Consider the following 12,930-nt stretch of genomic DNA (forward strand, 5'->3'; position numbering starts at 1 on the left):
CCTTCATCTTCGCCAGCGCTGACCCCGCCGCCCCAGAGCGATCAGCTGATCGGGCTCATCAGGCCCTCAAGAAGGCGCTGAGTCTCCGCGTCGGTGGAGTACAGGTAGACACCACGCAATCCGCGGGTCAGCAGCACTTTGTAGACATTGCGCACCAGCAGGTCAAAGTCGGCGTCGCTGACCCGCGTAGTGCTCCGGAAGTCGGGGTCACGGTTGGCGCTGCGGACGGCTACCCACCGGTCGGTGCGCCACACGAGGTCCGGGCCGAGCAGGACGCCGTTCCATTCATACTCAAATCCCTGGGCGGTATAGACGCAACCGACCTGTCCGAAGCCCCGCTCGTCAGAGGCCCACAGCGGAGCCGGCGGCGCGCCGCCGACGGAGCGGTCGCCCTTGAGATTCCACGGCCGTGCCCAGTCGCCGATGCGGACGTCGGGGACGAGCGAACCATCCGGCCGGGGGTCGCTCCAGGTCCAGCAGTAGCCGGCGGCCATGCGCGCGTTCTGGTGAGCGGCCAGCTTGTTGGCGAGTGCCTGCTCCATGGCCGAGGGAGACGGCGCCGTTCGGACCTCGAATCGGATGTTGCCGGTCCACGGCTGCGGTCCGCCGGGTGTCAGTCCCAGAAGCCGCTCGACCCAGTCGACGTACTCGGCGCTGCCACCGCTGCGGTACTGCGTCGCGAGGTCGACCTGAAGGACGTCAAGGCCGCGCTCGCGCGCATGCTTCTCGATGTCCTCAATCGTGCCCATCTCGCCGGGGCGGACGACCTGGTGTTGGTCGAGCAGAAAGATCGGCACCCGGGCGGCGTCCATCAGCTCGTCGATCTGCCGGCGCGGTTCTCCGCGCAGCGCACGGGGCGTATACCGATCGACGGAGGTCTCGCGGATGCGGTGCGCCTCGTCGGCGACGAGAACGTCAAGGCCGTTGCGCTCGGCCGCCATGAATTGGTTGAAGTATCGGAAGAGCGCGCGGGTCCGCGGGGCCCGATCGCCGGTGACTTTGCGCAGCGTCTGGGTGAAGGACCGCGAGCCGGTTGCATGCACAACCCGCACCCCGCGGCGTCCCAGCTCACCGAGCAGTGACAGCGCGATGACGCTCTTCCCCGTGCCCGGTCCGCCGGAGACGATGACGACGCTCTTCGCGTCATCGCGCCGCGCCTTTTCCACCTCGTGCAGAACTAGGTCAAAGGCCACCCTCTGCTCGTCGAGGAGGACGAATTGCTCCCGGGTGCGCAGCTCCTCGGCGGCGACGGCGAGCAGTTGCCTACTGGGGGCGACCGACGAGCGCAGCAGCCGGTCGGCGTGGATCGACGCGTTCACCGGGGAGAGGCGGCTGCGCAGGTACCGCAAGAAGTCGCCACGGTCCTGAGCAGTGAAGAACCGGCCGAGCTCGTCCTGGGGGTAGTTGCGCAGCGCGCCCACGCGGTCGTCGGTGGCGTTGTGTAGATAGGCAGCGCCGGTGAGGACGTCGGAGGTGCCGTGCAGTGCGCCGAGGAAGTCGAGCATGTACTCGACGTAGCCGCGGACCTGGGCCACGGGGTGCAGGACCGGCCGCGGCCCGTAGGTGGGCTGGATGACCAGCTCTGGTTCGTCCTCGAACAAGGTGGCCTGCGTCCACTGTTTGAGCTCGACGACGACGTAGGACGGACCACCACGCTGCGGGTGCTCGCCGACGAGGACGACGTCGACCCGCTTGCTCGACAGCGGCAGCTGGTACTCGACCAGCACCTCGACGCCGTCGAGCTGCGCCTGCTGGAGGTCGGCGGCGAGTGCGGCGAGGCTGGCGTCCCAGGACCGCCGCTCGGCCTCGGACGCCGTGCGGTTGTAGCGGTGAGCCATCTGAGCAGCCAGTGTCGTCCCCAGGCGACCCGCGCGGGCGAGGTCGGAGAGACCGGCGGCAGACGTGCGAAGCAATGGCAAGGACCTGTCCCCGGGCAGCACGAATCAACGTGCGGGTGGGGGCATGTCCAGGAATCGGAAGCCAGTCGGGCCGCGGCGTCACTATAAATGCGGTTTCCGCTCTCCTCGGTCACCTGAGGTTGCCGCGTCGTGGACCGCGGCGCTGTCGGCAACTTGTTCGGCCGCCAGCGCCGCGGCTCGCTCGTCGCCCGTAGACGTCCATGTCACCGCGCGGCTTGCGATGCTGGCCTTGCGGACCCGTCGGCCATGTACTGAGGCTGGACGCTCACGCAGAAGCCGAGGGCGCGCAAGCTGGCCGGGGTCCTCGACTTTGTCCCCGGCCTGCAGGACGAGGCGGACGCGGTTGTCTTCGGTGTAGGCGTTCGTCGGGTCGGTCATGTCGTCGTGGCGGCCGCGTTTCCGCTGCAGGTGCTCGGGCGCCTCCCGCAGCCGGAGTTCGACGGCGGTACCGCGGGTGAAGCCGTTGCGACGAGCGACGCTCGAACAGACAGCTCCGTGTGAGGTCGATGCCTCTGTCTGGCCGCTGGCGGGTCGAGACCGTCGTACCCCGCGGGCAACCTAGGCTTCGACTGTTGTACCGAAGGGAGCCTGGTGAGCGAGACGCCGGATGAAATCCGCACACTTGATCTGTTCGCGGGGGCGGGCGGATTGAGCCTCGGCTTCGCTCGGGCGCGGAAGGGCTTCGTGCCTGTCCAGGCCGTCGAGGTTGATCAGGCGGCTGCGCGCACGTTCAAGCAGAACTTCGACTGCCCGGTACATGATGGTCCGATCGAAGAGCTGTCCGAGTTCGAGGAGGCTGACGTCGTTCTGGGCGGTCCTCCCTGCCAGGGGTTCTCTCCACTCGGCAAGAACCGCGACGCCGACTCCCGCGCTCGGCTCAACGCGCTCTGGGAGCAGTACCTGCGGGCGGTGCGGCTGGTAAGGCCGCGGGCCTTCGTCATCGAGAACGTCCCGCAATTCCAGAAGTCGGCTCAGTTCGCGGAACTGCTGCGGCTGATGGTGACGGACGAGGACCTGCGCGAGTATCAGTTCGCCTACGGGGTTCTCAATGCCGCTGACTACGGCGTCCCGCAGATCCGACGCCGCGGCATCTTCATGGCGGTCAAGGAGGTGGGAGCGGTGCCGTGGCCGCCCCCCGCCACGCACGGACCCAAGTCGAAGGCGCAGCGGCCCTACTCCACCGTGGAGGAGGCGTTCGAGGGCCTGTCGTGGACACCTGAGCGGTCCGACGTGGGGGTCGGCTCCGATGGTCGACAGGACCTCCACTTCGGCAGGAACGTCCGACCCATCTCTCTCGAGCGATACGCGCACATCCCGCCCGGGGGAAATCGTTTTGATTTGATGCGCAATGCTCCCGAGATCACGCCTCGGTGCTGGCTCGAGAAGCCAACAGGGACGACTGATGTCATGGGCCGGATGTGGTGGGAGCGACCGAGCGGCACCATACGGACCGAGTTCTACAAGCCGGAAAAGGGGCGCTACTTGCACCCCGAGGCGCATCGTCCGATCACCCACCGCGAGGCGGCCCGACTGCAGTCTTTCCCCGACGACTTCGAGTTCGTGGGTAACCGCGTCGAGATTGCTCGACAGATCGGCAACGCGGTACCGCCCGGGCTCGCCAGGGCCATCGCACTCCACTTGCACTCGCTGCTCGAACCCTCGGGTCGTGACTGAGGAGACCGCCTCGCGTCCTGGCGCCAGCTCACCCGGCGTCGCCGCCCGGATGAGCAAACAGGCGCGCGCCGACACGGGTCCTGAGCTGGCGCTGCGACGACTCCTGCACAGCAGGGGGAAGCGGTACCGGGTCGGCTGGCCGGTGCCGGGCATGCCGCGACGAAAGCTCGACATTGCGTTCACCAAGGCGCAGGTCGCGATCAACGTCCACGGCTGCTTTTGGCACGGCTGCCCGGTCCATGCCACCTGGCCGGCGTCGAACGCCGCCTGGTGGCGGCAGAAGATCGAGAAGAACAAGATGCGGGACGAGGAGACTCGCGCTCACCTTGAGAATCTCGGCTGGACGGTGGTGGAGGTCTGGGAGCACGAGACGCCGGAGGAGGCCCTGGAGCGGGTGATGGGCGCCTTGCAGCCCCGGCCAGCTGCCGGGAACGGCGAGTCGGCGTCGGGGACCGTCGACAGCGCTGGCTAGCGTGAGGCGGTGCGGGGGGTTGGTTTTACGTTGCTGGACCTGTTCGCCGGCTGCGGAGGAATGACTCGCGGGTTCCTCGATCAGGGGAGCTTCACGAGCGCAGGGGCCGTGGAGATCGACCGGGCTGCCGCCGCCACCTACGCCGCGAACTTCGACCCGACGGGCGTGCACACCCACGCCGGCGACATCACCGGCTACATCGACGTCCCCCAGGTCGACGTCGTCATCGGTGGGCCGCCGTGTCAGGGCTTCTCCGCTCTCGGGAAACGTGACCCGGCGGACGTCCGCAACCAGCTGTGGCGGGAATTCGTCCGAGTCGTGCGCGAGTCAGGCGCGCGGATGTTCGTCTTCGAGAACGTCGACCGGTTCGCCAAGACCAGGGAGTTCCGGCTGCTTCGAGAAGCGGCGAGTGAGGACGGTGAACTCGCCGACTTCAACACCCAGGTCTTCCGGTTGAACGCTGCTGACCACGGCACGCCGCAGAAGCGCATCCGCACCATCGTCGTGGGGTCGCGGGTCGGCCCGGTCGATGAGCCCCGGCGGACACACGCGAAGACCCCAAGCGGGGACCTGGACCGATGGGTCAGCCTGCGGGAGGCGTTCCTCCAGGGATCGGTCGTCTTGGAGCCGATTGTCCGCGAGGCATGGCTTCCCGAAAGCGTCGTCGAGTTTCAGGGGCACGAGGTCCCGGGGGCCTTCAAGCTCCCGGACTTACACGTCACACGGAACCACGACCTCCTCTCGGAGATCCGTTATGCGCACATTGCACCAGGACAAGGGCGCTTCGACCTCCCCGAGGAACTCCGATATCCCTGTTGGCGGCGGCACACCAGGGGAGCCGGGGACGTCCTGGGTCGACTCCAGTGGGATCAGCCTTCGGTGACCATCCGGACGGAGTTCTTCCGGCCCGAGAAGGGGCGATTTCTCCATCCGCAGTGGCAGAACGGCGGCGAACAGGTCAACCGAGCGCTCACGCATGCGGAGGCGGCGGTCGTCCAGGGCTTCGACGACCGCCACCTCTGGTGCGGCAGTAAGTCGGAGATTGCCCGGCAGATCGGGAACGCCGTGCCGCCACCTCTGGCGAAGGCCATCGCCGACGTCATCGCCAGTCGACTCGCCTCCGACTGATCCCGAGGCAGGCGTCGCGTCTCCTCAAGCCGCCCGGCCTGAGGGCTGGGCGTCGAGCGAGGCACGACTCGAGCCGACTGCAATCGTCACCATCTCGGGACGGGGCCCTGGGGCGGGAGGGCGGTCAGGCCTCGGCGTGGCGGGGTCCGGCACCCAAGGCCCGGGCGCTCAGGAGGGCTGCTGACTCAGCGGCCACGTCCTGGACCTGGCGTTGGAGCTGATCGAAGTCGAGTGACTCGAAGTCGATGACAGCCCCCAATCGGGACAGCCGCTTGAGAACGTCGATGAGCACGTCCCGCTCAGCGACCCCGCCTCGATCGATCGACGGCCAGACCTCGGCGAGCATCCGGACGAGGGTGCGACTGCCGCCGATCGATTTTCGTCGAGCGAAGATCTGGTCGAAGGCCGCCTCGCCGAACGTGTCGAGGAGGCGGTACCGCCGGTACTGCTGCGGGACGGCCAGGAGGTGCGCGCGCCACCACAGCCGGCCCCAGACATGGCGGGTGATGTCGGTCCCCAGGACGCGGTCGCCCGGAGGACGCGGGTACCGCCAGTAAGAGACGTCGGGCAGCAGGACCAACGCGAGGAAGGCCCAGATCGGCCGCACGGCTGCCTCGCCGGCGACCAGACCGCAGCGCTCGTGCAGGAGTTGTGCGATCTCCAGGTCGAAGGTGACGCGCTCTTGTCGCCGGCCTTCGCCGGGGAAGCCCGCTCGCATCGCGACCTCGAGCACGTCACCGCGCAGACGGTCGAGCTCGTCGAGGGTGACCCGCCGGCCACCTGTTGCGGCAAACACCGCCGAGGGGTGTCGCAGCTCGTGTCGACCGCTGAGCTCGGCGACCGACAGCTGCAGGTACTTCTGGTGCAACCCGCGGGCGGCATCACCGAGCAGGCGGGGATAGAGGACGCTCACGGACCCACCAGCAGCTGTGCGGTCTCCTGCAGTCGGCTGCTGAACAACGCCGGTGCCGTCTGCCTCTCCCTGCGGAGTGCCTCCATCGAGAATGCCGGAAAGGCATTTCGCACGACTGTGGTCAGCAACGCGCCGAGAGACCCGACGGGGTGATCGGTCTCCTCCGTCAAGTCCTCGTCAGTGAGCGCTCGTTCGACCAGCGATCTGAGCACATCCGCCCGCAGCGTCGAGAGAACCCGACGATCGGCCTCGGTGGGTGACGCGGCAGCCTCGACAGCGCGCATGACCACCTCATGGCGTTCGTTGACCAGCAAGAGGATCGACCCGAGAGCCGCACCCTCGAGGTCTTCGTCGATGTGCAGGTACCAGCCCGCGCCGGTCGGATAGGGCAGGTCGTGAAAGTCGGCGGTCGCGATGGGGAACAGCGTGTTGTCGCCCTCGAGGAGCACGCGCTGTCGGTCGGACCAGAGCACGCTCCCCGCTCTCCGGGCCGCGGCTTGTGACCGTCCGGAGCCCGGTGCGCGCAGGACGACGTTCGTCACCAACTCAAGCGTCCCCCCCAGGTCGTCTCCGGGGAGCCGGAAGTCGACCGGCGCCTCGAACGCGTCGTCAACGGGCAGGGTCAGCCGCCATGCCTGGCCTCGCAGCAGCGAGCTGGTCGAGTACCACTGCACGCTCAGATCGACCTCGGCGTCCTCGGCGAGTCCGCTCAGCTGCCGAAGCCGAAGGCCGTCCACCGTCACCGGGCGGTGCAGGGACAAGGTGGTGCTGTAGTCCCAGTCCAGGAGGGTGTCCGGTAGGAGCTCGCTGCCGTCCGGCGTGAGACGCGACCAGGGGCCGGTCGTGACGACGTCGGCAGGCGGCCGCAGGTACGGATAGACCCGGGTCACGCCGCACCTGCGTCGCTGAGGTCCATCACAGGTGTAGCGACGATGTCCATCTCCGTCGCGGTATCGGGTACGGGGACGACCAGGAGGTCCACCTCGGCAGGACCCTCGACGGTGCAGACGTCACCGGCGATTCGGGTCCGCCCGACCAGCCAGTGCAGGACCCGCGGTCGAGCGGCGCCGGCGGGAGGATCGTCCTCCCGACCCTCCCACGTGACGACCGACAGGCGCGCGTCCAGCCGGACGGGGCCTTCAGCCGCGACGCCGTATCGCGCGACCAACACGATGCCTCCGTCCGACTCCTCGATGTGGGGTTCGCTGAGGACCGTGACACGTGCACGCCCCGACGCATTCGACGCGCTCCTGGTGGACGAGCCCTGCCCATCCGCGTTTCCAGGGCTCGCAGTCGTCGTGGTGCCCGAGCCGGCCCCACGGCTCGCGGTCGCCCTTGCCGTGCCGTCCCCGGCGACACCAGCGAACGCCGCAGCGACCAGGCCGCCCAGGTAGTTGCTGGCGGCGCCCAACGTCGCGCGGGACGTCGTGGACACTGCCTGCTGCACCGGGGCTCGGAAGACGGCCAACTGCTCCCGCAGCCGAGTGAAGGTGACCTTGACGAAGGTGCGCTCGTGCCCGGTCAGCTGTTCGTGGACCCAGTTGTCGTGGGTGGGCGGCTCCGACCGGGCGTAAACGGAGTCCAGTTCGTCATCGGCTCGAAAGACGCCTGCATAGACGCTGTGCACCGAGCTCGTCGTCGGGCCCTCGTAGTACCTGACGACGAGTTCAGGTGACCGCATCAGACACACGTGGTGCGGATCCCCTTCTACGCCCGCGTAGCTGGCGGCCTCCGACGCCGCATCGGGTGCCATCGGGACGACGACCGCCTTCTCCAGTGCGAAGCGGCCCAGGCGCTTGCGGGGATTGCCACTCTCCAACGTCGTCGCAGAGTCGGTCGGTAGTCGGCGGTAGGCGTTGACGAACATCCGGAGCGGATAGAGACGAGCGGGGTCGGGCACAGGGAAAGAGCGCCCGCTCGCCACCACGCTGGGGACGAGGCGCTCAGCGCCTCGCTCGGGCAGCATGATCGGCCACAGATGCCAGGCGATGGTCTCGGCGAGGTGCTGAGCGGCTTCGTCGGGGGTCTCGAACTCCTCGAGGTCCGGGTCGATGACGACGAGGGTGGTTCCCGACTCGTCGGGGCCGAACGGAGTCAAACCGAGAGCGCGGGCCACGTCGTCCGCCTCGCTCCCGACCACGGGCTCGACGTGGTCCTCGCGGACGTCTCCCCACCAGTGACGCCCGGTGAAGGGCCTGCTGTCCGTGTCGACCCGGGCGGAACTGTCGAAGGAGCTACCCAGTGCGATCCCGATGAGGCGTGACGACAGCCGGCCGGAGTGGTCCTCTGGGGTCCGCGTGTAGACGAGAATGGTGCCGACACGGGACAAGCGGTAAAGCACCGCCTTGCCGTAGCCGTACGTGCCGCCGCCCATCTCGGTGTCCCGCTTCTCGCCCACGTTGAGGACGAAGGAGATCCAGTCACGGCGACCGACGGCGAGCTGGTCCGCCCGCGTGGGTCCGCCCAGTCCCTTCGTCCCACGGTCGACGACGGAGAGCAGTCGGAGGTTGGGTGTCCTCACCGCGCGACCGACCCCCAGGTGTTCCTGTGCACCTGCCGGCGGGGTGAGCAGCCGCTCCCAAGTCGGCCGGTGGGTCGGCGCGACGGTTGTCAGTTCCAGGCGGTAGGCGGTTTCCACGCCGGGGAGGCGCGCGTCCCACGAGTTCTGAGCGGTCTCGCGGACGAACACGGTCAGAGGGTCTACCGGTGGCCGCCCGAGTTGGTTACGGATGCCCTCGGACGCGATGGCGCCCGTCGGAGGGAACGGCTGCGACCACCAGCGGGGTGTCGTCACGCGTGCTCCAGCAGGAAGAGCGCCGGATCGAGGTTCGTGCGACGGGCCTCCGCCTCCGCGGCACCGAGATCCACCGCGTACTCGATCGGTCCGACTCCACCCAGGACCGCATCCCCGGACAGCCCGGCGGGGACGATGCGGGGGAAGCCGGGACCGACGAGGTAGCTCCGGTGCTCGACGACCTCGAAGCGCTGTCGGGCGTAAAGCTCGCGATGTACCTCGTGGTAGCCGACTTTCCGCAGCAGGCCCCGCAGACGTGCGCTGTCGTCCGTCAGGTCGAGGGTCGCCTCCACCAGCTCGGGGACGGACACCCCTTCCCCCACCTGTAGTCGTGACCAGTGCAGTACCAGGCGGCCGGGTGGCGTGACGTCGAGCTGATCGGCGCCGTGGACGATGACGGTGTTCCCCTCGGGCGACGTTGTCGTCTTGACCTCCACGGCGTCCAGGCCGCGGTGGAAGTCCTGTGCCGACCCCGTCGGCCCGGTCCAGAACGTAACCGCACCCGGGTCCCGGACGAGCAACTCCCGCAGGAGGCGGAGCTCGCCGAAGAGGCCGGCAAGGGCCGAGGGTCCGAGCACCTCGTGATTCCCGGCGAGCAGGGCTTTCCAGTCCCTGAGCGCCTCACGGAGCGCCGCGATGGCCCGGTCGGGTTCGGCGGCGACACGGTCCGACACCTCGACGCAGAGCGTTGTGAAGAGCACGTCCAGGCGCTGATCCACGAGCTCAAGCGAGGCGTACTCCTGGTACCGGCGCTCGTCCTCCAACGCGCGCCGGCGCAGCAGTACCGCCTTTCCCTCCAGCTCCTCACGCAGCGTGTGCCGGGCGGCGATCGGTACGAGGAGGTGCCGATGCCCCTCTGCGTCGACGCCCGCGAGGACCGGTCCCTGCGCTGTATCGACACCCACTTCGGCCGTCCGGAAAGCGGACACGACGGGTTGCCCGGCTGCCGCCGTCCAGAGTCGTTCGAGCTGCTCGCCGTCGATCGTCACGCGGCCTCGTCGTCGTAGTCCAGAACCGAGGCGTCCTCCTGCTCGACGGCGACACTGGACAGGTCCGCACTCCAGTACTCGACATCCGAGTCCGCCGTCCCCGGCAGCGGTCGGGGGAACACCAGTGCGACACCGATGACGACATCGTCGGTCGGGGCGGCCAACGGACGACGCCCCTGCGTGTCGGTGCGCGACTCCGGCTCGATCGGGTACAGGAGGACCAGGCCCTGACCGGGCCGCTGTGCGTTGCGCAGGCCGAGGATCTCGTCCCGGTTGCCCAGACTCTTGCCGGACACGTCCAGGTCGATCGTCTCGTCCCGTCGGCTGCTGAGAGTTTTGATGTCCGCGACCGCGTCGAGAACGACCTCGGACTCATGGCCCAGTCGCGCGCGCTTCACCATCCGCACCTGCACGCCGGCGCCGAGGTCGCACCGGTGCGTCTTGGCGGCAGGCGACGAGTTGCCGACCACAGCGACGCTCCACTGCGTCAGCGCGCCGTTGCGGACCCGCTTGGCGATGTAGTCCAGGAGGCGCGCGCGGTCACCGTCCTCTGAGCGCTCGTGGAAGGAGTAACTGCTCAGAAACGCAGTGACGTCCTCATGAGGGACCTGCGTGAAGACGGCGGTCTCGGCGCGCGGCGCGGTCTCCTGGAGGCCGTGTTGTCCAGCATCTCTGACGAGGGTACGGGCGGCGGCCGCATTGGCCTCCAGACGCGCCTTGCCACCGGGGGACACGTCGAAGAAGCGGCTCTCCACGAGGGTCCCGCCGTATGCGGCGTGCGCGAGGACCGCGGACTTCATCTTCGCCTTCGACGTGATGCTCATCTTCGGGTGCGAGCGCAGTCGGACGGCGAAGGTCAAAGGGGTCTCCGCCGGGTTGTGCATGTACCGCTCGATGTCACGGCGCATGTCGGCCTCCACCGTCGCGAGGTGGCTGAACCACTCGGCGAGCTCCTCGGTCATCCAGATCCGGGGGAGGTCGGCGTATCTGTCCCGGTAGCCGAACCACCGCCCCATCTGCAGGAGCGTGTCGTAGGCCGACACAGCCCGGACGAAGAGACTCGACACCAGACCCTCGAGGGTCAGGCCGCGAGACAGCGTGTTACCGCCGACGGCGATCGCGGTGACCGGGCCGGACTCGTAGTTCAGACGGTCGGTGCTCCGGTAGTTGTCGATCACGACCTTCGTCTCGTGGACGACGGTCGGCAGGTGTTCCAGTACCGCGTCGAACGGCACCGGGGTCTCGCCGAAGTCAGTGGCCTGCACCAGGGGGGTCTCGCGCTCCCAGGCTGCGCGGAGGCGGTCCAAGGTCCTCCTGTCACCGTCGCGGAGCCGTTCCGCCACGTTCGCACGGAGGTGCAAGAGCGGCGCCTTGAACGCCTCGTGCACTGCCGTCTCGGTCGTCGTGTGGACCAGCATCGTCGAGTGCGGGTTGCCGCCACCACGCGCCCGTCGGGCTGCGGTCGCGAGCCAGAACCACTCCACTGCTGCCTGCAGCGACCGCGTCACCGCCGGCTGGAAGGTCGCGGCCTCCTTCTTGTTGCGCGGCTTGAGGTCGTCCACCTCGTCGTCCGGGACGATCCGCACCATGTCGTAGCCGCCAGGCAGGTCGGCCGGGTCCTCCCCGTCGAGGAGTTCCCGTCCGAAGAGCACCTCGGTCCCGTGGTAACCCACCGGCTGCGGCAGGTTGACGATGAAGTCGCGGGGATAAAAGTCCTCGTCGACGGACGGGTCGATCAGGAGGTTGGCGAACGGCGTCGCCGTGTAGCCGACATACCCAACCTTGGGGAACTTGCTCAGGACATCGAAGAGGAGCGGATTGATCTTCGCCGTCGCGACTGTCGACTGGTCCGCCTCGTCGTCGATGATCAATGTCGGACAGTTCTCGAGGTACTCGCCGGCGTTCTTGAGCCAGGTCCGCAGCTTTCGCAGCACGGCGGCGTTCTTCTTCACCACGAGGAGGAGGTGCTGGTCGGACGAGGCAAAGAAGGCCTTGGGGTTGGGCGGCGGTACGAAGTCATGCGTCTCGCTCGTGACCTGGTGCCACTGCCCCGGATTGGCCTCCACGAGGTCCTTCACGAGGCGGATCTGCGTCTGCCGCCGGAGGGTGTTGTGGATGCCGGACAGGACGATGAAGAGCTTGTAGCCGCGGTCCGCGGCCTTCGCCATGACGGCGGTGAAGTTGGTGGTCTTGCCGGACTGAACGAATCCGACGACCAGTCCCCGGGTGCGGAAACCGTCCTGCTTGGGGTGGTCGAGCAGTGCGACGATCTTCGTCGACGACTTGTCGATCGACGCGACGTTGGCCTCGCCGAAGCCCTTGCGTCGCATCGACGACTCGAGAGCTGGCCAGTTCCGGTCGTTGTCCATGTCGGGGCCCGTGTACCAGGTGCGACGACCGTCCAGGAAGACCGATGAGGGCTCGTCGAGATTGCGGATCTTGAGGCTTTCCGCCTCGTGCCGCTCACGGACGGCCCGGATGATCGACTCGTTAGCCCCGAAAAGCTGCAGGTTCTTCACTGCGTCGTGCGGCGTCATCGACTGCGTGAACTGCAGGAAGACCCTGTAGAGCTGGTCGACCTCGTCACTCGTGCCGGCTGTCATCGAACTCCCCTGTGCGGACATGGCTGCTGAGAGGGTAATCGGCCGTCTTGACTGTGAGTGTTCACGCGACACGATCTCGTTAGCAGTGGGACAGTGGTGGGCGATGCCTCCGCGGAGTCAGCGCTGGCCCGCCAGACACATGGTCAAGGCGGTCGACATCAGCGCCGAGCCGCTGTCCTCCGATCGCAGGAAGTCGTGCGCCACGCTCACGATGGGGTCCGGTCCTGCTGATGTCCTCGTCGCGCCGTCCCGTCCGGACCCGGTGAGTCGAGAGGAACCGCACGACCGCTCACCGAGCGGACGCCGTGGGCGCTCGCCGTCGCCGGATGCTCCCGTCCGACGATGCCCACAACTACGACGTCGTCCTCCGCGCCTTCGATCCGGCGTTCAGGCCGTGGCGTGGCGGCGGAATGGCGAAAGAGCCCCCAGGCACTGTTC

General features: G+C 68.1%; 9 protein-coding genes. 3 read left to right on the forward strand and 6 right to left on the reverse strand.

Annotated features, from left to right (window positions below):
• Positions 1-41: 41 nt before the first annotated feature.
• Positions 42-1,838, reverse strand: a complete 1,797-nt coding sequence (locus BM414_RS11235; RefSeq protein ID WP_093579579.1) for a DUF2075 domain-containing protein — start codon at positions 1,836-1,838, stop codon at positions 42-44.
• 672 nt (positions 1,839-2,510) lie between these two features.
• Between BM414_RS11235 and BM414_RS11240 the strand changes: the two genes are divergently transcribed.
• The 3 genes from BM414_RS11240 to BM414_RS11250 are packed head-to-tail and all read left to right on the forward strand — an operon-like array spanning position 2,511 to position 5,193.
• Positions 2,511-3,593 carry a DNA cytosine methyltransferase gene (locus tag BM414_RS11240; RefSeq protein ID WP_093579519.1) on the forward strand — a complete coding sequence of 361 codons (1,083 nt, stop codon included), beginning with the start codon at positions 2,511-2,513 and terminating at the stop codon, positions 3,591-3,593.
• On the forward strand, positions 3,586-4,065 hold the full coding sequence (locus BM414_RS11245; protein ID WP_245784645.1) for a very short patch repair endonuclease: 480 nt from the start codon (positions 3,586-3,588) through the stop codon (positions 4,063-4,065). The genes BM414_RS11240 and BM414_RS11245 overlap by 8 nt, the downstream gene beginning before the upstream one ends.
• A gap of 9 nt (positions 4,066-4,074) precedes the next feature.
• Positions 4,075-5,193, forward strand: a complete 1,119-nt coding sequence (locus BM414_RS11250) for a DNA cytosine methyltransferase (RefSeq protein ID WP_093579521.1) — start codon at positions 4,075-4,077, stop codon at positions 5,191-5,193.
• 124 nt (positions 5,194-5,317) lie between these two features.
• Here the strand turns inward: BM414_RS11250 and BM414_RS11255 are convergent, their stop codons facing one another.
• From BM414_RS11255 to BM414_RS11275, 5 genes are all read right to left on the reverse strand, one after another.
• A complete protein-coding gene (locus BM414_RS11255; protein WP_093579522.1) occupies positions 5,318-6,106 on the reverse strand; it encodes a DUF6339 family protein in 789 nt (262 codons plus the stop codon).
• Positions 6,103-6,996: a hypothetical protein gene (locus BM414_RS11260; protein ID WP_093579523.1), complete on the reverse strand. Its 894-nt coding sequence runs from the start codon at positions 6,994-6,996 to the stop codon at positions 6,103-6,105. The genes BM414_RS11255 and BM414_RS11260 overlap by 4 nt, the downstream gene beginning before the upstream one ends.
• On the reverse strand, positions 6,993-8,795 hold the full coding sequence (locus BM414_RS11265; RefSeq protein ID WP_139245804.1) for a hypothetical protein: 1,803 nt from the start codon (positions 8,793-8,795) through the stop codon (positions 6,993-6,995). Before BM414_RS11265 ends, BM414_RS11260 begins: the two co-directional genes overlap by 4 nt.
• A gap of 101 nt (positions 8,796-8,896) precedes the next feature.
• Positions 8,897-9,889, reverse strand: coding sequence for a PD-(D/E)XK motif protein (locus tag BM414_RS11270; protein ID WP_175551550.1), 993 nt, complete (start codon positions 9,887-9,889; stop codon positions 8,897-8,899).
• Positions 9,886-12,513 carry a Z1 domain-containing protein gene (locus BM414_RS11275; RefSeq protein ID WP_217644669.1) on the reverse strand — a complete coding sequence of 876 codons (2,628 nt, stop codon included), beginning with the start codon at positions 12,511-12,513 and terminating at the stop codon, positions 9,886-9,888. Before BM414_RS11275 ends, BM414_RS11270 begins: the two co-directional genes overlap by 4 nt.
• Positions 12,514-12,930 lie beyond the last annotated feature (417 nt).

This window comes from Geodermatophilus amargosae, assembly GCF_900116515.1.
GTDB lineage: Bacteria > Actinomycetota > Actinomycetes > Mycobacteriales > Geodermatophilaceae > Geodermatophilus > Geodermatophilus amargosae.

Excerpts from the sequence above, each read along its gene's own strand:
- BM414_RS11235 (WP_093579579.1), bottom strand. The coding sequence starts at position 1,838 with ATGGCTCACCGCTACAACCGCACGGCGTCCGAGGCCGAGCGGCGGTCC.
- BM414_RS11275 (WP_217644669.1), bottom strand. The coding sequence starts at position 12,513 with ATGTCCGCACAGGGGAGTTCGATGACAGCCGGCACGAGTGACGAGGTC.